This is a genomic window from Pseudomonas sp. GW821-FHT04C07, from assembly GCF_059420325.1.
Map to the genome: position 1 here is coordinate 111,921 of NZ_JBWKTM010000016.1, position 21,422 is coordinate 133,342.

Sequence of the window (21,422 nt, forward strand, 5' to 3'; positions counted from 1 at the left end):
GCCCTGGAGGATTTGTTCGGCGCCAGGTCAGCGACCTGGCGCCTGATCCAATTAGCTAGCGACGATATTGACCAGTTTGCCGGGCACTACGATCACTTTACGAATAGTCAGGCCTTCGGTGAAACGCAGCACGTTTTCATTGGTCCGCGCAGCGGCTTCAACTTCTTCGCGGCTGGCGCTGGCAGGCATTTCGATCTGACCGCGCAGCTTGCCGTTGACCTGAATCACCAGTTGCAGGCTGTCTTGCACCAGCGCGCTGTCATCCAGAACCGGCCAGCCGGCGTCGATCACTGGATCGGCGTGACCCAGTCGATGCCACAGTTCATGGCTGATGTGCGGCGTGATGGGCGCCAGCAACAGGGCAACGGTTTCCAGGCCTTCGTGAATCAGTGCGCGATCCTGATCGGTGCCTTGCGGGGCTTTTTCCAGCACGTTCATCAGCGTCATCACCTGAGCGATGGCGGTGTTGAATTTGTGGTACTGGCCGACGTCCTGGCTGGCCTGTTTGATTGCCAGGTGGATAGCCCGACGAATGACTTTTTGTTCGTCGTTCAGCGTACCGAGATCCAGTGCGCCCGGCAGGCCTTGGCCAACGTGGGTCTGCGCCAGGCGCCAGACACGCTTGAGGAAACGGTGCGAGCCCTCGACGCCGGAGTCGGACCACTCCAGGCTCATGTCGGGCGGCGAGGCGAACATCATGAACAGGCGGCAGGTGTCGGCGCCGTACTGGTCGATCATCGACTGCGGGTCAACGCCGTTGTTTTTCGACTTGGCCATCTTCTCGGTGCCGCCGATTTCGACGGGCAGGCCGTCGCTGATCAGCTTGGCACCAATGATCTTGGCCTTGCTGTCGCGCTCGAGTTCAACGTCCGCCGGGTTGTACCAGGTGAAGCTGCCATTGGCTTCGCGACGGTAGTAAGTCTCGGCGATCACCATGCCCTGGGTCAGCAGGTTCTTGAATGGCTCGTTGGAGCTGACCAGGCCTTCGTCGCGCATCAGTTTGTGGAAGAAGCGCGCGTAGAGCAGGTGAAGAATGGCGTGTTCGATGCCGCCGATGTATTGATCGACCGGCAGCCAGTGGTTGGCAGCAGCCGGGTCGACCAAACCACCTTCGTAATGCGGCGAGGCGTAACGGGCGTAGTACCAGGACGACTCGACGAAGGTGTCCATGGTGTCGGTTTCACGCTTGGCCGGTTTGCCGCATTTCGGGCAGCTGCATTCATAGAACTCGGGCATGCGCGCCAAAGGCGAACCGGCGCCGTCGGGTACGACGTCTTCGGGCAGCACGACAGGCAGCTGGTCTTCCGGCACCGGCACGTCACCGCAGGTATCGCAGTGGATGATCGGGATCGGGCAGCCCCAGTAACGCTGACGGCTGATGCCCCAGTCGCGCAGACGGAACTGGGTGCGCGAGGCGCCGAGATTTTTCTTGATCAGGGCAACTTCCATGGCGTCGAACGCGCCAGCGAAGTCCAGGCCGTCGAATTCACCGGAATTGATCAGCGTGCCGTATTCGCCGTAGGCGTCTTGCCATGGGGCCGGGTTCTCGTCGCCTGCGCTGGTGCGCACCACGGATTTGATCGGCAGACCGTACTTGGTGGCGAATTCGAAGTCACGCTCATCGTGAGCCGGCACAGCCATAACCGCGCCATCGCCGTAGTGCATCAGTACGTAGTTGGCGACCCAGACCGGCAGCTTTTCGCCGGTCAACGGGTGCTCGACGAACAGCGAGGTCGGCAGGCCTTTTTTCTCCTGGGTGGCAACGTCGGCTTCGGCCACGCTGCCGCCTTTGCATTCAGCAATGAACGCTTGCAGTTCAGGGTTGTTCTGCGCCGCCAGGGTCGCCAGGTGGTGCTCGGCTGCCACGGCAACGTAGGTCGCACCCATCAGGGTGTCCGGACGGGTGGTGAAGACTTTCAGTGCGCCGGCTTCGCCAATCGAGTCGACGTTGTATGGGAACTGCACTTCCATGCCGCGGGATTTTCCGATCCAGTTGCGCTGCATGGTTTTGACTTGCTCAGGCCAGCCTGGCAAATCGTCGAGACTCTCCAGCAACTCATCCGCGTAGGCGGTGATCTTGAAGTAGTACATCGGGATTTCGCGCTTCTCGATCAGCGCGCCGGAACGCCAGCCGCGACCATCGATCACCTGTTCGTTGGCCAGAACGGTCTGGTCTACCGGGTCCCAGTTGACGGTGCCGTTCTTGCGATAGATCACGCCTTTTTCGAACAGGCGAGTGAACAGCCATTGTTCCCAGCGATAGTAATCAGGTTTGCAGGTGGTGACTTCGCGCGACCAGTCGACCGCCAGGCCCAGGCTTCGCAGCTGGGTCTTCATGTAGGCGATGTTTTCGTAAGTCCACTTGGCCGGTGCGACGTTGTTTTTCATCGCGGCGTTTTCTGCCGGCATGCCGAAGGCATCCCAACCCATGGGTTGCAGGACGTTTTTGCCTTGCATGCGCTGATAGCGGGAGATCACGTCGCCGATGGTGTAGTTGCGCACATGCCCCATGTGTAGCTTGCCGCTGGGGTAAGGGAACATCGACAGGCAGTAGAACGTCTCCTTGCCTGGCTGTTCACTGACTTCAAAGGACTTTTGCTCGTCCCAGAACGACTGGGCGGCGGCTTCGATTTCACGGGGCTGATATTGTTCGTGCATGGCTACTTTTGAACTGAATAGGGGTGGCCTAATCCTCTTCAATGCGACGCTGGGCGGTGACGACGCCAAATGTGGCGTTTTCGGTGCCCAGTCGAGCTGGAAGTGGAGTTACAGGAAGCGCCGTAGCATACATGACCGCGCTCTACCGAGGGAAACCCTGATTGCACCCGGCAGGGCCTCAGGGGCCGTTGGTCGCGGCAACAGGCCGGTTTTCTCAGTGGGACTAAGCTCTTAAAGGGGAGTGAGTCTTATGTTCAATGAGGTGAACGGATGGTTGAGTCGCAGCGAAAAGAAACAAAACCCGAGTTGTACGAACGGCTGATTGATCGTCTTGGTCTGGCCCTGGATGCGGCAAGAACGGCAGGCCAGTTGCGCGATGAACGTCCTGTCGAGTTGGAGCTGCGTGGTTTGAGTCGCGCTGAGTTTGAGTTGATCAAGGCCTATCTGGACCGCAGCATACGTGAGGCACATTCAAACGTGTTGGAAGCCGTAAAACATAAAGAAGTACCACATACGGCCAAAATCATCTGGTTGAGAGGCAAAGCACCTGTTGGGGACGCGGCAAAACTCCGGTCCCAGCTGTTCAAATAAGAGTCTGCAGCCCCGCTCAAGTGCATTGCATGACGTCACACGTTCAGGCTTTTCGATTGAAATGCCTACAGAACCTGTTGTTGCTTTGCTTCAACCCACTTAGGCTTCGGGCATCTTTGGAGATGCTCGATGCCTTTTCGTTATTTCGTCAAACAACTTTTTTTGCCGCCCGGCATTTTTTTGCTGTTGCTTCTGGCTGCCTGGTGGTTCCGTCGCTCCCGACCCCGCTTGGCAGGCGCTTTTTTTGCGCTGGGGGTTGGTGGTTTTTGGTTGATGAGTTTGCCGGTTGTCGTGGAATGGAGTGCCCGGGCGCTTGAGCGCGATCCGCCACTGGCCCGTAGCGAATGGGCGACGCTGGCCGAGCGCGCGGATGCGATTGTGGTCTTGGGCTCGGGGCGGGAACGGGGCGATCCGGCGTGGGGCTCTGACCAGCCTACCGGCGTGGGGCTGGAGCGCGAGCGTTATGCGGCCCGCCTGGCCAAGGCCTCGGGTTTGCCGGTGTTGACCAGTGGCGGCTTGCATTACGGAACACCGCCCACTGAGGCGGCAATGATGGCCGAGTCCATGCAAGATGATTTTGGTGTGGCGGTCAGTTGGCAGGAAGGGCGCAGTCGCACGACCTGGGAGAACGCTCAGTTCAGCGCTGAGGTGCTTGTGCCGCTGGGTATCAAACGGGTGGTTGTGGTGACCCAGGCCTGGCATATGCCGCGTTCAGTGTGGAGTTTCGAGCGGGCAGGTTTCACCGTCGTGGCTGCACCGGTGGGCTTTTTGGGTGTTGATAATGCCCAGCCGTTCGGAGGCTGGATGCCCGAGTTCAAGTCGATTTGGCAAAGTGGCCTGTTGCTGAATGAGGCCGTAGGGCAGATCGGTTATTCGTTGTTCTACCGCTGAAAGTCAAAAGATCGTCCGAACGCGTTCGGACGATCTTTTTGCGGGCACCCGGATCCTGGGTGTTAAACCGTCTTGGCAATCCGGCTGGCCAGTAGCGCCCAACCGAACAGCAGCATGCACAGAATGATCAGCGGCCACGAACGCCATTGCAGGTAAGGGGTCAGGTTGTGCATTGGCACCACTTCGCCGTAGAGGATGCCGCGTTCGAATTGCGGGATCTGCACGGTGATCCTGCCAAATGGGTCGATCAAACCAGTGACGCCGTTGTTGGTGGCGCGAATCATCCAGCGTCCGGCTTCCAGGGCGCGCATCTGTGCCATCTGCAAGTGTTGCAGCGGGCCGATGGAGGTGCCGAACCAGGTGTCGTTGCTGATGGTCAGCAGCAGGTCGCTGCGGGCCGAAAGGCTGGCTGCGAATTCCGGGTAGACCACTTCGTAGCAGATGAATGGTGCAATCTGATAGCCCTTGGCTTGCAGCAACGGCTGATCAGCCGGACCACGGGCGAAATCCGACATTGGCAGGTCGAAGAACGCAATCAGGCCTCGCAGCACTTCTTGCAGTGGTACGTACTCACCAAACGGCACCAGTTTCTGCTTGAGGTAAGTACCGTCGCCTTCGCCTACCACGGTGATGCCATTGAAGTAGCGTTTTTCGTGGCGCACTTGTTGGCGGATCGGCACACCGGTAATCAGTGTCGAGTTACGTTCGGCGGCGAAGCTGCCCATCATGTTCAGGTAGCCCTCGGCAGACTCCTTGAGCACCGGGACCGCAGTTTCCGGCCAGATTAGCAGGTCGACGCGTTTGGAGCTCAAGCTCATGTCGCGGTACAGCGCCAGCTGCTTGTTGAGCTGCGCCGGGTCCCACTTCATGCTTTGTTCGATGTTGCCTTGAATCGCCGCGACGCTCAGCGGGTTGCCCGAAGGGCTGGTCCAGGCGTGGCCCTTGAGCGACAGGCCGATGACCCATGGTGCGGCCAGCAACAGCAGGCCTGCGACGATAAACCCTTTGCGTCCGGCCTTGATCAGGCGTGGCAGGTTGTACACAAGCGCGGCGGTCAGCGCCAGACTGAAGGAAATCAGCCACATGCCTCCCAATGGTGCGAGCCCGGCCAGCGGGCCATTGAGTTGGCTGTAGCCGGAATAAAGCCACGGGAAACCGGTCAGAAACCAGCCACGGAACGCTTCCTGGGCCAGCCACAACGCGGCAAAGGCCAAGGCATCGGCCAGCGGCGCTTCGTTACGGCGCAGCCAGCGCGCCCAGAGCCAGGCGGGCAGGGCGAAGAACCAGGCAATCGCAGCGGTGAAAGCCAGCATCAGCAACCCGGCCAGCAGCACCGAAGCGCCGCCAAAGTTGTGAATGCTGTAGTAGATCCAACTGGTGCCGGCGCCAAACAGGCCAAAGCCGAAACACCAGCCACGCCCCAGCGCCTGACGGGGCGTCAGTTCACGCAAGCCGGCATAGAAAAAACCGGCAGCCAGTAATGCCAGTGGCCAGATATCGAACGGCGCCAACGCCAGGGTGGTGAGTGCACCGGCCGCCACGGCCAGCAGGTTACCGGGCCAGCCGGGGCGGGTGATCCAACGCATTTCAGTCCTTAACGGGCAATAGGAGTCAGGCGCAGCAGGTGAATCCGGCGGCTGTCGGCATTCAGAATGCGGAAGCGATAGGCGCCAATTTCGGTAATTTCATTGCGTTTAGGCAGATGCCCGAACGCGCTCATCACCAGGCCGCCGACGGTGTCGAATTCATCGTCGGAGAATTCACTGTCGAAGAACTCGTTGAAGTTCTCGATCGGGGTCAGCGCCTTGATCAGGAAGTCACCGCTGGGCAGCGGCTTGATGTAGCTGTCTTCCTCGACGTCGTGCTCGTCTTCGATATCGCCGACGATCTGTTCCAGCACGTCTTCAATGGTCACCAGGCCAGCCACGCCGCCGTATTCGTCGATGACGATGGCCATGTGATTATGGTTGGCGCGGAATTCGCGCAGCAGCACGTTCAGGCGCTTGGACTCGGGGACGAAGGTCGCCGGACGCAGCAAATCCTTGACGTTGAAGCTGTCGCCGTTTTCCTGAAGGATCAGCGGCAGCAGATCCTTGGCCAGCAGGACGCCCATGACGTCGTCGTGGCTTTCGCCAATCACCGGGTAGCGCGAGTGCGCGGAATCGATGACTGCCGGGAGGAATTCGCGGGGTGTATGGGCCGCCTTGATGCTGATCATCTGCGAGCGCGGAACCATGATGTCCCGTACTTGCAGGTCAGCGACCTGGATGGCACCTTCCACGATGGCCAGCGCTTCGCTGTCCAGCAACTTGTTCTGATGGGCTTCGCGCAACAGCTCCAGCAGCTCCTGACGGTTTTTCGGTTCGTGGGCAAAAGCCTGGGTCAGTTTGCCCAGCCAGGACTTTTGCCCGCTGCTCGATCGGTCTTCGCTCATAGCGATTACTCTAAATCCTTGGTTATTACAGTTGGAGGTTCGCAGGTTTCGTCATCTGCATACGGGTCAGGATGACCCAGTTCAGCAAGCAACGTTCGTTCCAGTGCTTCCATTTCTTCGGCTTCGTCGTCATCGATGTGGTCGTAACCCAGCAGATGCAAGCAGCCGTGAATGACCAGGTGTGCCCAATGGGCGTTGAGTGCCTTGCCTTGTTCGGCTGCCTCGCGGACGACCACGGGCACGCAGATCACCAGATCGCCGAGCAGCGGGATGTCCAGCAGCTCGTCCGGCACATCGGCAGGGAAGGACAGTACGTTGGTGGCGTAATCCTTTTGCCGCCAGGTGTGGTTCAACTCACGGCCTTCTGGCTCGTCGACCAGGCGGATGGTCAGCTCGGAGTCGGCGGTGCGTTGTCGCAGGGCCAGCCCGCACCATTGGCGGAACTCGGCTTCGCTGGGGGCAGGGGCATCGGTTGCCAGTTGCAGATCAAGCTCAAGCATCGCGGCGACTGTCCTTCGCAGAGGAAAATTTGACCGGCTCGCCTTCAGCGCGATGCTCGAAACGCTCGTAGGCTTCGACGATGCGTTGCACCAGCGGATGGCGCACGACATCTTTGGAGGTGAAGTGGGTAAAGCTGATACCCGGCACATCCTTGAGCACATCGATCACGTGGGTCAGACCCGAGCGCGTGCCTTTGGGCAAGTCGATCTGGGTGATGTCGCCAGTGATGACCGCGGTGGAGCCGAAGCCGATCCGCGTCAGGAACATCTTCATCTGCTCGACGGTGGTGTTCTGGCTTTCGTCGAGAATGATGAAGCTGTTGTTCAGCGTTCGTCCGCGCATATAGGCCAGCGGCGCGATCTCGATCACTTGACGCTCGATCAGCTTGGCGACGTGTTCGAAACCCAGCATTTCGTACAGCGCGTCATACAGCGGACGCAGATACGGGTCGATTTTCTGTGCCAGATCGCCGGGCAGGAAGCCGAGTTTTTCGCCGGCCTCGACCGCCGGACGCACCAGCAGGATGCGGCGTACTTGCTCGCGCTCCAAAGCGTCGACCGCGCAGGCCACCGCCAGATAGGTCTTGCCGGTACCGGCCGGGCCGATGCCGAAGTTGATGTCGTTGCCGAGAATTTCCTTCACATAGCGCTGCTGATTCGGGCCGCGAGGGCGAATCATGCCTTTTTTGGTGCGCAATGCGACGGCGGGTTCGGCGGCCGGAAAGCTGTCCAGCTCTTCCACCGCAGATTCCTGCAGGAACAGGTGAACCATGTCCGGCGACAGCTCGGTACCCTTGGTTTCCCGGTACAGACGGCGCAGGAGGTTTTCCGCGGAGGTGGTGTGTTTGGGTTCGCCGATCAATTCGAACTGGTTTCCGCGGTTGCGGATCTCGATGGTCAGGCGCTGTTCGATCAGGCGCAAATGCTCGTCGAATTGCCCGCACAGATTGGCGAAGCGGCGAGCCTCAAAGGGCTCGAGGATGAAACGATGCGGTGCTATGGGTGCGTTCAAGGTCGTTTTTAGCCGCCCTAAGGCAATTGATATGGAATCAAGGATAACGCCAGTGGCCTGGGTGCGAAAGCTCTTAAATGGATGAGCGCGTCCTCAAGAACAACGCAGTTACAATGTGGGAGCGGGCTTGCTCGCGATAGCGGTGTATCAGGCAACATCAATGTTGAATGAAAGTCCGCTATCGCGAGCAAGCCCGCTCCCACATTTGATCTCCAGTGTCTTGACGATTACCGCAGCAGCGAACCACGCAGCGAGTGCGGTTGCGCGGCATCGATACGCACGTCAGCGAACTGGCCGATCAACGTGGGATTGTCGCAGCGGAAGTTGACGATACGATTATTCTCGGTGCGCCCCTGCAGTTCGCCCGGGTCTTTCTTCGAATAATCGGTCACCAGAATGCGCTGGGTGGAGCCAACCATTTGTCGGCTGATCTCGAAGCCTTGCTGGTTGAGACGATGTTGCAGGGCGTTCAGGCGCTCTTTTTTCAGCTCTTCCGGAGTCTCGTCGGCCAGATCCGCGGCCGGGGTGCCCGGGCGTTGGCTGTAGACGAACGAGTAGGAAAAGTCGAAACCGACGTCTTCGATCAGCTTCATGGTCTGTTCGAAGTCTTTTTCGGTCTCGCCGGGGAAGCCGACGATGAAGTCCGAACTGATGCAGATGCCCGGCACGGCGGCCCGCAGCTTGCGCAGTTTGGACTTGTATTCCAGTGCTGTGTGGTTGCGCTTCATCGCCGCCAAAATGCGATCCGAGCCTGATTGCACCGGCAAATGCAGATGTTTGACCAGCTCCGGGACTTCGGCATGGGCCTGGATCAGGCTGTCGGAGAACTCCAGCGGGTGCGAAGTGGTGTAGCGAATACGTTCGATACCATCGACGGCGGCGACCACGCGGATCAGTTCGGCCAGGTCCGCCAGACGACCGTCATGAGTCTGGCCGCGATAGCCGTTGACGTTTTGCCCAAGCAAGGTGACTTCACGTACGCCGTTCTCGGCCAGGTGAATGATTTCGGCCAGCACATCGTCGAATGGCCGGCTGACTTCTTCGCCGCGGGTATAAGGCACTACGCAGAACGTGCAGTACTTGCTGCAGCCTTCCATGACCGAGACATAGGCGCTCGGGCCGTCGATACGCGGTTCTGGCAAATGATCGAATTTTTCAATTTCCGGGAATGAAACGTCAACTTGCGGCAGCTTGGTGATGCGCGCGGCGTCGATCATTTCCGGTAGGCGGTGCAGGGTCTGCGGGCCGAAGACCACGTCGACATAGGGTGCGCGGTCGCGGATTGCCGCGCCTTCCTGGCTGGCCACGCAACCGCCGACGGCGATGACCATGTCCGGGTTGGCCAGTTTCAACTCGCGCCAGCGGCCGAGCTGGGAATACACCCGGTCCTGGGCGCGTTCGCGGATCGAACAGGTGTTGAGCAGGATGACGTCCGCGTCTTCGGCGCGTGCGGTGACTTCCAGGGCCTGATGTTCACCCAGCAGATCGACCATGCGCGAGCTGTCGTACTCGTTCATTTGGCAACCGTGGGTTTCGATGTAAAGCTTCTTGGCCATGGGAGTTCATCAAGTGATTCAAAGAACCGCGCATTATAGTGGTCACGACCCGAGGTTCCTAGCGTTGTGCATCGGGTGGCTATGCTATAGTTTGCGCCCTCTTTTATATCCCCCGATTTGTTACCCGCCCACCATGACCAAACGTGAAGCTCCAATCTACAAGGTGATTTTCCTCAACCAGGGCCAAGTGTTCGAAATGTACGCCAAGCAGATCTATCAAAGTGATCTGTGGGGCTTCCTGGAAGTGGAAGAGTTCGTCTTTGGCGAGCGCACACAGCTGGTCGTCGACCCGGGCGAAGAGAAGCTCAAGGCGCAGTTCGAAGGCGTGGTGCGCAGTTTTGTGCCAATGCATTCGATCGTGCGCATCGACGAAGTCGAGCGTCTGGGCACGCCGAAGATCACTGAAGCGCGCGGTATGAGCAATGTCATGCCGTTTCCGATGCCGATGCCGGAGAAGTAACACCCGAGACCGAATCGCAGCCAATCGCGGGCAAGCCTCGCTCCTACGGATCACATACAACCGTAGGAGCGAGGCTTGCCCGCGATGGCGTCAGAAAGGCGATGCAGAGCTTAAGGCAGTGGCGAAAACGGTGAGCGCCCATCGGCGCTTTGCAGTTCCAGCAGGTATTTGCGGAAAATCTGCCCGAGCACCTGCGTCGCGACTTCCAGCTCGTCACGCTGCATGTGTTGAGCGACTTCGTCGGCAGTGTCCAGAGCATCCTCGGCGCCATTGACTGCCGCCATCTTCAGTACGATATACGCCTGAATGTTATTGGCCGGAACGCCTTCTCCGTGGAAAAACATGGTGCCGAGTTTGAATTGCGCCTGGGCATGGCCTTGCAGAGAGGCTTTTTCGAAGTAGCTCAGGGCTTGATTGAGGTCACGCGGCGCATTTTTGCCCTCGTAATAGAATTCACCCAACTCGTATTGTGCTTGCGCATCCCCGGCATCCGACGCTTTCTTGCAGGCGGCAAGCGCCTCTGACTGGTCTTGTGGCTGAGTATTGAGGGTGCAGCGACCCATCGCTGGGATCAACAACGAGTTGCCGCCTGCTTGTGCTTGCGCGAGCAGGGGCTGAAGGAGCAACAGGCAGCCCAATGCAAGGGCGCGGCCGGTGCGGTTCATGGGAATCGACTTACCTCTGAGGGGCGCGCGGACCCATCGAGGGATCCAATAAGCGCGCATTATGAAATAAGCAGGGCCAACCTTACAAAGTCTTTACTCGTTTTTCTGCTGCGCGGCCCGATATCGTCCGGTTTGTAGGAAATTTCGTACCTTAAAGGGCGGAAAAGAGACGTAAAGGCCTGGGAAAAATCCGGACGCCGCGCAAGCAGCGTCAGATTGGTCATTGCTCGGCTTATTTCAAAGCAGCAAATGCACGCTCAGCAGCATCCAGAGTCAGTTTCAGCTCGGCATCGCCATGGGCTATCGAAGTGAAACCGGCCTCAAAGGCACTCGGTGCCAGGTAAACGCCGCCTTCGAGCATCAGGTGGAAGAAGCGTTTGAACAGGCCAGCGTCGCTGGACATGACGTCGTCGAAGGTCACGATATCGTCAGCACCGCTGAAGTACAGCCCGAACATGCCGCCGGCCTGAGTGGTCACGAACGGAATACCGGCTGCGTCGGCGCGCTGTTGCAGGCCATCGAGCAGGCGAGTGGTGTAGTCGCTCAACTCTGCGTGGAAGCCTGGACGGCTGATCAGGCGCAGGGTGGCCAGGCCCGCAGCCATGGCCAGGGGGTTGCCGGACAGAGTACCGGCCTGGTAGACCGGACCCAACGGGGCAATGTGCGACATGATTTCGCGTTTGCCGCCGAAACAGCCCACCGGCATGCCGCCGCCAATGATTTTTCCGAAAGTGCTCAGGTCCGGGGTCACACCATAGTGCGCCTGGGCGCCACCGAGGGCGACACGGAAACCGGTCATCACTTCGTCGAAAATCAGCACCACGCCATGTTTGTCGCAGAGCGTGCGCAGACCTTCGAGGAAGCCCGGCGCCGGTGGTACGCAGTTCATGTTGCCGGCCACTGGCTCGACAATGATGCACGCCACTTCCTGACCGACTTCACTGAGCATTTGCTCGACTGCGCCGATGTTGTTGAACGGCAGGGTCAGGGTATGTTTGGCGAACGCGGCGGGTACGCCGGCAGAGCTTGGAACGCCTTGGGTCAGTGCGCCGGAACCGGCTTTGACCAGCAGACTGTCAGAGTGGCCGTGGTAGCAGCCTTCGAACTTGATGATGCTGTCGCGGCCAGTGAAACCACGGGCCAGACGGATCGCGCTCATGGTCGCTTCAGTGCCGGAGCTGACCATGCGGACCATCTCCATCGATGGCACGATGGAGCAGACCAGATCGGCCATCCGGGTTTCCATCTCCGTCGGGGCACCATAGGAAAGGCCGTGTTCGAGCTGCTTGCGCACTGCATCGAGCACCTCCGGGTGGCTGTGGCCGAGGATCATCGGGCCCCAGGAACCCACGTAGTCGACATAGCGTTTGTCATCCTCGTCCGTCACATAGGCGCCTTCGGCGTGCTTGAAGAACAACGGCGTGCCGCCGACGCTCTTGAATGCACGAACGGGCGAGTTTACGCCGCCGGGAATGTGTTTCTGGGCATTGGCAAACAGGGTTTCGGAACGAGACATGATCGGGCTCTCTGAATCAGGATTCGGCTATTTAGATATGAAGCAGGGCTTTGAAGGCACGGGCGCGACGCGTCACTTCCTGGGTGTTCTCGGCGCCGAACAGGCCGTGGACCACGGCCAGCAGATCAGCGCCGTGGGCCACCAATGGGGCGGCGTTTTCCAGGGTGATGCCGCCAATCACGCAAATCGGCAGGTGCAATTTGGTCCGGGCCTGGTCAAGCAACTCAAGGGTTGCCGCCGGCGCGCCGGGCTTGGTGTTGGAGTTGAAGAAGCGACCGAAGGCGACATAGCTGGCGCCTTCTTTGGCGGCTTGTTCGGCGAGTTCGAGCTGACTGTGGCAGGTGGAACCGATGATCGCCGTGCGCCCGAGCAGTGCCCGGGCCGGTGTCAGTGGGCCGTCGGTCTGACCCAGGTGTACGCCGACGCCAAGGCGCGCAGCCAGTTCGGCATCGTCATTGATGATCAACTGGGCGTTGTATTGCTCGCACAAGGTGCGCAGGGTTTCGGCTTCGCGCAGCCGACGGGCTTCGTCGCTGCTCTTGTCGCGGTACTGCAGCAGCGTGACGCCGCCATCCAGCGCCGCTTCCACATAGGGCAGAAATTTGCCGGCCAGCAGTTGGCTGTCGGTAATGGCGTACAGGCCACGTAGTTTCATCGAGCAAGCCTCATGCGTTACGAGCAAAAGTCCAGCGGCAGACGGCGCGGGACGAACTGGCCTTTGCCAAGCTGTTCGGCATCACGCAGGGTGCGCCATGTGTAATTCAGAGCGGATTGCACGGCACTGGCGAGGTTTTCGCCCAAGGCCAGGCGACCGGCCAAGGCGCTGGCCAAGGTGCAGCCCGAGCCGTGATAACTGCCCGGCAAGCGCTGACAGGTATAGGTTTGACGACTGCCATCGCGGCTGTAAAGGCGATTATGCACTTCATGTTCATCGCCATGGCCGCCGGTGATCAGCAGGTGTTCGCAGTAGGCCAGGAGTTTCTCTGCGCACTCGTCAGGAGAGCCTTGCGGCAGTTCAGCGAGGATACGGGCTTCGGGAAGGTTAGGTGTCGCGATAGTCGCCAACGGCAACAGTCGTTCGCGCATGGCGTAGCCGACTTCATCTTTACCCAGACGACCGCCGCCACCGGCACGCAATACCGGGTCACAGACCAGCGGCAGATGCGGGTGCGCCTGGAGCAGTTCGACCACGGTGTCGACCATCTGCAGCGAGCCGAGCATGCCCAGCTTGACCGCTGCGACGGTCGAATCGTTGAGCACGGCATTGGCTTGAGCCAACACCCACTCGCGATCCAGGACGCGGAAATCGCTGACGTTGACCGTGTCTTGCACGGTCAGGGCGGTAACGGCGGGAGCCGCATGACAACCCTGAGCAAGCAGGGCTTCGATATCTGCCTGCAAGCCGGCGCCACCACTTGGGTCGTGGCCGGAGAGACAGAGGACAACGGGGCGAGAGCTATAGATATTCATGGTGCGCGAGCTTACCACCAAACGCTTTTTTCCGGGGCTGTCTGCGTGTTGTCGAATTTCCTTGCGCAGGCTTCGGCACGCGTTGATAGCTCAAACAGCTCTAGATCAACTTATTTCGCTGAGAAGCCCGTTCTAGAGCCTTTAAACTAAAGTTTTTAATGGTGTTCAATGGCCATCAACGGCTATGCTAGAGTGGATCCAAACCAATAACAGGTAATGCCGGTTTTACGTCTACTCAAAGGGAATGGGGGGCTTCCTGACACAACCGGACAGGCCACGCTGGGGCTTTATGCGCTATTTGCTGATGTTGCTGTTGAGCTTGCCGATGCTGGCAGGCGCGACCGAGTTTGATGAGTTCACTCAAAGCCTCCCTTTGGGCCGGGTGATGCAGGTGTTCGAAGACGTGGGCGGCGAGGCCAGTATTGACGATGTCAGTTCGCAGGCGCTGGCCGGCAGCTTCAAGACTCACGATAAAGCCACCCTCAATGCCGGTTACTCTCACTCGGCATTCTGGCTGAAAATTGATTTGCATTACCGCCCGAACAACCCTGCCGCTCAGCGCAACTGGTTGTTGGAATTGGCCTATCCGCCCCTTGATCACCTCGACTTGTACCTCCCCGATGCTGCAGGCCGCTATCAATTGGTCCAGCGTACGGGCGACGCCTTGCCGTTTTCCAGCCGGCAGATCCGCCAGAATAACTATCTGTTTGACCTGGATTTCGCGCCGGATCAGCACAAAATCGTGTATCTGCGCCTGCAAAGCCAAGGCTCGATCCAGGCTCCGCTGACCCTTTGGTCGAGTACCGCCTTTGTGGAAGAGCAACCGGTGCGTCTGTATGTACTGGGCCTGATCTATGGCGTACTGCTGGGCATGCTGGTCTACAACCTGTTCATCTACCTCGCTGTACGTGACACCAGCTATCTCTACTACATCCTCTATATCGCTTCGTTCGGTTTGTACCAACTGTCGGTGAATGGTGCCGCGGTCGAGTATTTCTGGCCGAACAACCCTTGGTGGGCCAACGCCTCGACACCTTTCTTCATCGGTGCTGCGGGTTTGTTCGGCAGTCAGTTTGCCCGCAGCTTTTTGCAGATGGCCCGCCACAGCCGCTGGCTCGATCGGCTGCTATTGCTGCTGATCGCGTGCAGCGCGGTGGTGATTGCACTGTCGTTGATGACCAGCTATGCCCTGGCCTTGCGTTTGGCGACGGCGTTGGCGTTGGCCTTTACCGTGACGATCTTCGCAGCAGGGATTTTTGCCTGGTGGCGCGGTCTGCGAGTGGCGCGGTATTTCATCATCGCCTGGTCGGCGTTTCTGTTTGGTGGCGTGATCAACACGCTGATGGTGTTGGGTTATCTGCCTAACGTGTTCTTGACCATGTATGCCAGTCAGATCGGTTCGGCAATTGAAGTGGCATTGCTGTCGCTGGCGCTGGCCGATCGTATCAATTCGATGCGCGAACAGCAGGCCCAGACTTTGTTCGATGCCGGTCAGAAACTCGAAGTGTTGAACCAGGCGTTGGCCCACAGCAACCGGCTCAAGGATGAGTTTCTTGCGACCCTGACCCATGAGTTGCGCACGCCAATGAACGGGGTGATCGGTTCATTGGAACTCATGCAGACCATGGATATGGAACCGGAGCTGGAGCAATACCAACAGACTGCCGCCGGCTCGGCGCGGGACATGATGCGCATGGTCAATGGCATCCTGACCCTGACGGAGTTGCAGGCCGGCAGGCTCAAGGTGCAAACGGAAGATTTCAGCCTGCGTGGCGTGCTCGACAGGCTGCGAATGCAGTTCGCCGCCAATGCCATGAGCAAGGCGCTGGATTTTGAGTTCGAGGTGGCGACGGGTCTGCCAGACCGCCTGCAAGGTGACAACACAAAGCTGATTCAATGCCTGGAGTGCTTGTTGGACAACGCCATCAAGTTCACCCGCGTGGGTGGGGTGGTGTTGCGGGTGACCGGAAAGTCGGCGGACGAGGGGCGGATGGAGCTGTCCTTCGCAGTGATCGACACTGGTATCGGGTTCACCGATCTGGATGAAGCCACCCTGTATCAGCGATTCTTCCAGCTCGACGGTTCGATGACCCGCGAGTACGGCGGGTTGGGAGTCGGTCTGGCAATTTGCCGGCAGTTGATCGAACTGTTGGGCGGGCGTTTGACCCATCAATCGGAGCCTGGACGCGGCAGTCGTTTCCAGTTGGACGTCGAGTTCGATGTTCGCAGCGTGCAGCCGTCCCCGGCTGAGCAAACCTTCAAAGGGCGTGCGCCGATTGTTCGTCGTGTGCCTCAGGAGTGCACAGTGTTGTTGGTCGATGACAACAGCATCAATCAATTGGTGGTGCGCGGCATGCTGCTCAAGTTGGGTTATCGAGTGCGCACGGCGGACAGTGGTCGGGCGATGCTGGAGCTGTTGCGGCGAGAATCCTTTGATGCGGTGTTGCTCGATTGTCAGCTGCCGCAGCTTGATGGCATCTCGATCTGCGGCCAATTGCGCGCTCTGCCAGGTAGCGCAGAGCTGCCGGTGCTGGTGGTGGCCCAGAGTGCCGAACGTGAGCATTGCCAGGCGGCCGGGATGACGGATTATTTGAGCAAACCGGTGAAATTCGAGGAGCTACAGGCGGTTTTGTATCGCCGGGTGCTGTGTCCTGGGTATGGTGAAAGCGCCGATATTTAGGCGCATATGCCACTTTGTTCGGGCGGGGGGCGGTGATTAACTGGAGTTCTGGTCCACCCCCAAGGAGCCCCGTCATGAACCTGCATCAGTTCGCCGAAACCCACGAGGTCACCAATCAGCCGCCACCGCTGGATGGCACTAACCTCTATCGTATCGACCTGCCGCTACAGGAGTGGGCGCGGCGATTTGGCGCTGGCTGGGCCGAAGCACGGATTGATGGCTATGGCGCGCTGGCCGGTGGGCCGTTGATGGCGGCGGGTTTTCTGGCCAATCAGAACAAACCCGTGTTCTCGAGTCATGACCGTTATGGCCATCGCATCGACCTGGTGGAGTTTCACCCGGCCTACCATGAACTGATGCGTACGGCAGTCGAACATGGCCTGACTTCATTGCCCTGGACCGATCCGCAGTCCGGTGCACACGTGGCCCGAGCGGCCATGAGCTACCTGCACAGCCAGGCCGAGGCCGGCAGCGGTTGCCCGCTGACCATGACCTTCGCCTCTGTGCCGGCGCTGCGACTGCAACCGGACATCGCCGAGCAATGGTTACCGAAAATTCTTGCCACCGAATACGACCCACGCAACGTCGGTATCGCCCATAAGGCCGGCGCCACCATCGGCATGGCCATGACCGAAAAGCAGGGCGGCACCGATGTGCGGGCCAATACCACCAAGGCTTATCCGGTAGGGGCTGCAGGTCCGGGCCAAGCCTATGAACTGGTCGGACACAAATGGTTCTGTTCCGCGCCGATGTGCGATGCGTTCCTGACCCTGGCCCAGACCGATAAGGGATTGACCTGTTTCCTGCTGCCGCGCCACCGTCCGGATGACACCCGCAACCAGTTCTATATCCAGCGCCTGAAAAACAAACTCGGCAATTGCTCCAACGCCTCCAGCGAAGTGGAGTTTCGTGGTGCTCTGGCCTGGATGGTCGGTGAGGAAGGGCGCGGTGTGCCGACCATCATCGAGATGGTCGCCATGACCCGTTTCGATTGCATGGTCGGTTCCAGCGCGCTGATGCGTCAGGCGCTGACTCAGGCCGCTCATCATTGTGCGCATCGAATGGTCGGCGGCCGTTTGCTTAGCGAACAACCCTTGATGCAAAACGTACTGGCCGATCTGGCGCTGGAAAGTGAAGCCGCATTGGCCTTGAGCATGCGCATGGGCCGCGCTCTGGATCATCTCGACGACTCACAGGAAGCCAGGTTCGCCCGGCTGGTGACGGCGGTGGGCAAATACTGGATCTGCAAACGTGCACCGGCCATGATCAACGAAGCCGCTGAGTGCATGGGCGGTGCCGGTTACGTCGAAGACAGCATCCTGCCGCGTCTGTACCGTGAGGCGCCGGTGAACTCGACGTGGGAAGGCTCCGGTAACGTGCAATGCCTTGACGTGCTGCGGGCCTTGTCGAAAGAGTCGGGCGTGCTCGACGCACTCTTTGCCGAATTGGGCGATGGTCATGGCGACAAGCGCCTGGCCGGGCATATCGCCCATCTGAAAGCCGCGTTTCAGGACTTCAGCGACATTCAATACCGCGCTCGGCAGCTGACAGAAGACATAGCGCTGGGCTTGCAAGCCAAGCTATTGCTGGAAGCGGGCAATGCCAGTGTCAGCGATGCTTTCATTGCCAGCCGCCTGGGTACCGCCGGTCGAGTCTATGGCACGTTGCCGCGAGGCCTGGATGTGCAAGCGATTGTCGCGCGTTCTACACCTCAGGGCTTCTGATCGCGCTGACTTGCAGGCAAGATGAAGGCCTGCAAGTCAGAACACAGGATGCTTATCGTGACCGAAGCCTTTATTGTCGTTCAAACCGCCGAGCAGGCCGTGGATCGGCTTGCCGCTCTGCACGAGCGTGCCACCACCGCACTGAGCCAGGCCCTCAAACGCTACCTGAAGGATCGGGTCGAGCCCGATGCCGAGCAGCGCGCCTTGTTTCGCTACCCCGAATTGCGCTTGACCTACCTCTGCCAGGGCGAAGTCCCGCAGACCACTCGGGCTTACGCCAAAGTCCAGTTGCCAGGCACCTACAGCGTGACCGTGACCCACCCGGCAGCTTTTCGTAACTATCTGCTGGAGCAACTGGTGCCGCTGATGCACGACTTCACCGTGACGGTGGAAGTGGGTGTCAGCGAGCAGAACATTCCTTATCCGTACGTGGTTGAGCAGGGCGATGAGCTCGGCGGTTCGGGTGTCACCGCTGCGGCGCTGGCGCGGGTGTTCCCGAGTACCGATTTGTCGGCCGCCAGCGACGGTATCGCCGATGGCCTGTACGATTGGGAAAACACCGATCCGCTGCCGTTGGCGTTGTTCGACGCGGCGCGGGTCGACTTCTCGCTTCGTCGTTTGGTGCACTACACCGGCAGTGACTGGCGGCATGTCCAGCCGTGGATCTTGCTGACCAACTACCACCGTTACGTCGACCAGTTCATCCTTCACGGCCTGGAGCAATTGCGCACTGATCCACGCTTCGTGCGTATGGTGTTGCCGGGTAACGTCATCATCGAAAAAAGCATGGATCACGGCGAAGCCTCGGCGATTGCCGCTGGAGTGGTCTGGCATCGCTACCAAATGCCGGCCTATCACCTGCAAGCCAGTGACGGTCATGGCGTGACCCTGGTGAATATCGGTGTCGGCCCATCCAACGCGAAAAACATTACCGACCATTTGGCCGTGCTGCGTCCGCACTGCTGGCTGATGATTGGCCACTGCGGCGGCTTGCGTCAGTCGCAGACCATTGGCGACTACGTGCTGGCTCACGCCTATATGCGTCGCGACGGGATTCTTGACCGGGTCGTGCCGCCGAATATTCCAATCCCGGCCCTGGCGGAGGTGCAGTTGGCGCTTCAGCAAGCAGCAGCCAACATCACCGGCGAGAAGGGCGAGGATCTGAAAAAACGCCTGCGTACTGGCACTGTGTTGACCTATGACGACCGTAACTGGGAACTGCGTTGGGCTCAGGAGCGCCCGCTGATCAACCTGTCGCGAGCCGTGGCGGTGGACATGGAGAGCGGCACCATCGCTGCCCAGGGTTATCGCCTGCGAGTGCCTTACGGCACCTTGCTGTGTGTTTCGGACAAGCCGTTGCACAGCGAAATCAAACTGCCGGGTTCGGCCAACGCGTTCTACGAACGTGCGGTCAGCCAGCATTTGAAGATCGGCATTGCTGCGGTGGATCTGCTGCGCACCGAGCTCAATTCGCTGCACTCACGCAAGCTGCGTAGTTTCGACGAACCGCCGTTCCGCTGATCGTTGCGATGGTCATTTGACGGTCAGGGCACTAGCATTGCCAGTCCTGACCGTTAGATGTTCTTTTTGCCATGTCTCGTCCAACTCGTCCCGCTTCCCGCCGCCCTGGCGCGAATAACCTGCAACCCTCCTTGGCACCACGCCGTGTCGCCAAAGCGCCGCCGGCCGAGCCGAAGCTGATTGTGTTCAATAAACCGTTCGACGTGCTGACCCAGTTCAGCGACGGCGAAGGGCGGGCGACGCTCAAGGATTTTATCGACATTCCCGGTATTTACCCGGCGGGTCGACTCGACCGTGACAGCGAAGGCTTGCTGCTGCTGACCAACGACGGCCAGCTACAGGCACGGATATCTGACCCAAAACACAAGTTGGCCAAGACGTATTGGGTTCAGGTGGAGGGGGAGCCAAACGCTGAGCAATTGCAGCGTTTGCGCGACGGCGTCGAGTTGAATGACGGCATGACTTTGCCCGCCGAGGCGCGGCAACTTGAAGAGCCGCAGCTGTGGCCGCGCAATCCGCCGGTGCGGTTCCGCAAAAGCGTGCCAACCAGTTGGCTGGAACTGGTGATTCGCGAAGGGCGCAATCGACAGGTGCGACGCATGACGGCCGCGGTGGGTTTGCCGACGCTGCGTCTGGTGCGCGTGCGAATCGGCGACTGGACGATTGAAGGGCTTGATCAGGGTCAGTGGCGGGAAGTGCCTGCCAGTCTATGAGGAGCCATTCTCGATATAAGCGATGACAACGCTTTTGATGATGAACGCGAGAATGCCCAGGCCCAGTACAAAGAACAGAATAAAAGTACCGAACTTGCCTGCCTTGGATTTTTTCGCCAGATCCCAGACGATGAAGCCCATGAAAATGATCAGGATGGTCACCAGACCGGTCATCATCCACTCTTCGAATACTGCAGGATCCATCGAAACTCTCCAGCGCAGGCAGGGCAAAAAAGGCCAGGAGAGTATACGCCAAGGGTGATTGCCGGTGCATTGACCTGTGTCGGCTGTAGCAGCTGCCGGCAGGCTGCGTTCGGCTGCGCAGCAGTCGTGAAAGGCCATGCCGCGTTATCCAGCAACGATCGAGTTGTCTGGATTGCGACTGCTTCGCAGCCGAACGTAGGCTACGCCAACTGCTACGGGTCTTCTTCTGCGTTCAGCTGCGAAGGTGAGTCAACGGCAACTCGGTGCTGTTGAGCACCTGATTCAGCACAAAACTCGACCTCACGCTGGTCACGCCTTCGATGCGGGTCAGGTGGCCGAGCAGCAGCTTCTGGTAGTGATCCATGTCCGGCACCACCACTTTGAGCTGATAGTCGGCGTCCATTCCGGTCACCAGGCTGCATTCGAGCACTTGTGGCAGACTGCGAATCGCCGCTTCGAAGTTCTCGAAGCGCTCAGGCGTGTGGCGGTCCATGCCGATCAGTACGTAAGCAGTCAGGCTCAACCCAAGCATCTTGCGATCGAGCAAGGCGACCTGGCGCGAAATATAACCGTCGTCTTCCAGCTGCTTGACCCGTCGTGAGCAGGGCGACGGTGACAGGCCGATGCGTTCGGCGAGCTCCTGATTGGAGATGCGGGCGTCACGCTGCAATTCCGCCAAAATGCTCAGGTCGTATCGGTCTAGTTTGCTCATGGATCAGGCCTTTGTCGTAACTATTGCGGCTAATTATCTATCTTTAGTTAAAAATTGCGCAAGCCATGTTTATTTGAGCAATCTTCGCAATCCTCTGCCGGCGCCTTGAGCCTAT

Annotated in this window: 19 protein-coding genes; 7 read left to right on the top strand and 12 right to left on the bottom strand. The window is 59.3% G+C overall.

Annotated elements, in window-relative coordinates; genetic code table 11:
• Positions 1-51: 51 nt before the first annotated feature.
• Entirely contained in the window at positions 52-2,658 is a 2,607-nt protein-coding gene (leuS, locus tag AC07UI_RS25250; protein ID WP_494995033.1) for a leucine--tRNA ligase, read from the bottom strand.
• Positions 2,659-2,928: 270 nt separating this feature from the next.
• Between leuS and AC07UI_RS25255 the strand changes: the two genes are divergently transcribed.
• Together AC07UI_RS25255 and AC07UI_RS25260 are read left to right on the top strand one after the other, a co-directional pair.
• Complete coding sequence (locus tag AC07UI_RS25255; RefSeq protein ID WP_494995034.1) at positions 2,929-3,249, top strand: hypothetical protein; 321 nt, start codon at positions 2,929-2,931, stop codon at positions 3,247-3,249.
• A 129-nt stretch (positions 3,250-3,378) separates the two neighbouring features.
• Entirely contained in the window at positions 3,379-4,140 is a 762-nt protein-coding gene (locus AC07UI_RS25260; RefSeq protein ID WP_494995035.1) for a YdcF family protein, read from the top strand.
• A 62-nt stretch (positions 4,141-4,202) separates the two neighbouring features.
• Here AC07UI_RS25260 and lnt read toward each other — a convergent pair whose 3' ends face one another.
• From lnt to miaB, 5 genes are all read right to left on the bottom strand, one after another.
• Positions 4,203-5,726, bottom strand: coding sequence for an apolipoprotein N-acyltransferase (gene lnt, locus AC07UI_RS25265; protein WP_494995036.1), 1,524 nt, complete (start codon positions 5,724-5,726; stop codon positions 4,203-4,205).
• A gap of 8 nt (positions 5,727-5,734) precedes the next feature.
• Entirely contained in the window at positions 5,735-6,574 is an 840-nt protein-coding gene (locus AC07UI_RS25270) for a CorC family transporter (protein WP_494995037.1), read from the bottom strand.
• 5 nt (positions 6,575-6,579) lie between these two features.
• Positions 6,580-7,074, bottom strand: a complete 495-nt coding sequence (gene ybeY, locus AC07UI_RS25275) for an rRNA maturation RNase YbeY (protein ID WP_494995038.1) — start codon at positions 7,072-7,074, stop codon at positions 6,580-6,582.
• On the bottom strand, positions 7,067-8,086 hold the full coding sequence (locus AC07UI_RS25280) for a PhoH family protein (protein WP_494995039.1): 1,020 nt from the start codon (positions 8,084-8,086) through the stop codon (positions 7,067-7,069). Before AC07UI_RS25280 ends, ybeY begins: the two co-directional genes overlap by 8 nt.
• Before the next feature lie 227 nt (positions 8,087-8,313).
• A complete protein-coding gene (miaB, locus tag AC07UI_RS25285) occupies positions 8,314-9,642 on the bottom strand; it encodes a tRNA (N6-isopentenyl adenosine(37)-C2)-methylthiotransferase MiaB (RefSeq protein ID WP_494995040.1) in 1,329 nt (442 codons plus the stop codon).
• Between the two features lie 133 nt (positions 9,643-9,775).
• Here miaB and AC07UI_RS25290 point away from each other — a divergent pair, with 133 nt between their 5' ends.
• On the top strand, positions 9,776-10,102 hold the full coding sequence (locus AC07UI_RS25290) for a DUF1820 family protein (RefSeq protein ID WP_419116665.1): 327 nt from the start codon (positions 9,776-9,778) through the stop codon (positions 10,100-10,102).
• Between the two features lie 110 nt (positions 10,103-10,212).
• Here the strand turns inward: AC07UI_RS25290 and AC07UI_RS25295 are convergent, their stop codons facing one another.
• From AC07UI_RS25295 to AC07UI_RS25310, 4 genes are all read right to left on the bottom strand, one after another.
• The gene (locus tag AC07UI_RS25295; protein WP_494995041.1) at positions 10,213-10,767 is read right to left on the bottom strand and encodes a tetratricopeptide repeat protein; all 555 of its coding nucleotides are present in this window, start codon (positions 10,765-10,767) and stop codon (positions 10,213-10,215) included.
• Between the two features lie 232 nt (positions 10,768-10,999).
• Positions 11,000-12,283, bottom strand: a complete 1,284-nt coding sequence (gene hemL, locus AC07UI_RS25300; RefSeq protein WP_494995042.1) for a glutamate-1-semialdehyde 2,1-aminomutase — start codon at positions 12,281-12,283, stop codon at positions 11,000-11,002.
• A gap of 31 nt (positions 12,284-12,314) precedes the next feature.
• A complete protein-coding gene (thiE, locus tag AC07UI_RS25305) occupies positions 12,315-12,938 on the bottom strand; it encodes a thiamine phosphate synthase (RefSeq protein WP_494995043.1) in 624 nt (207 codons plus the stop codon).
• A 17-nt stretch (positions 12,939-12,955) separates the two neighbouring features.
• Positions 12,956-13,753, bottom strand: coding sequence for a hydroxymethylpyrimidine/phosphomethylpyrimidine kinase (locus tag AC07UI_RS25310; protein WP_494995044.1), 798 nt, complete (start codon positions 13,751-13,753; stop codon positions 12,956-12,958).
• 289 nt (positions 13,754-14,042) lie between these two features.
• On the opposite strand from AC07UI_RS25310, the gene AC07UI_RS25315 reads away from it, so the two are divergent.
• The 4 genes from AC07UI_RS25315 (at position 14,043) to AC07UI_RS25330 (ending at position 20,391) form a co-directional block, all read left to right on the top strand.
• Positions 14,043-16,433: a hybrid sensor histidine kinase/response regulator gene (locus tag AC07UI_RS25315; protein WP_494995045.1), complete on the top strand. Its 2,391-nt coding sequence runs from the start codon at positions 14,043-14,045 to the stop codon at positions 16,431-16,433.
• 74 nt (positions 16,434-16,507) lie between these two features.
• Positions 16,508-18,157, top strand: coding sequence for an acyl-CoA dehydrogenase family protein (locus AC07UI_RS25320; RefSeq protein WP_494995046.1), 1,650 nt, complete (start codon positions 16,508-16,510; stop codon positions 18,155-18,157).
• A gap of 21 nt (positions 18,158-18,178) precedes the next feature.
• Positions 18,179-19,678 (top strand): AMP nucleosidase, encoded by a 1,500-nt coding sequence (gene amn, locus AC07UI_RS25325; RefSeq protein WP_494995047.1) that lies wholly within the window; start codon positions 18,179-18,181, stop codon positions 19,676-19,678.
• A 71-nt stretch (positions 19,679-19,749) separates the two neighbouring features.
• Positions 19,750-20,391, top strand: a complete 642-nt coding sequence (locus tag AC07UI_RS25330; RefSeq protein WP_494995048.1) for a pseudouridine synthase — start codon at positions 19,750-19,752, stop codon at positions 20,389-20,391.
• Here the strand turns inward: AC07UI_RS25330 and AC07UI_RS25335 are convergent.
• Both AC07UI_RS25335 and AC07UI_RS25340 read right to left on the bottom strand, forming a co-directional pair.
• Positions 20,386-20,595, bottom strand: coding sequence for a DUF2788 domain-containing protein (locus AC07UI_RS25335; RefSeq protein ID WP_494995049.1), 210 nt, complete (start codon positions 20,593-20,595; stop codon positions 20,386-20,388). The genes AC07UI_RS25330 and AC07UI_RS25335 overlap by 6 nt on opposite strands.
• 232 nt (positions 20,596-20,827) lie before the next feature.
• Complete coding sequence (locus tag AC07UI_RS25340; RefSeq protein ID WP_040071220.1) at positions 20,828-21,307, bottom strand: Lrp/AsnC family transcriptional regulator; 480 nt, start codon at positions 21,305-21,307, stop codon at positions 20,828-20,830.
• Positions 21,308-21,422: the final 115 nt, after the last annotated feature.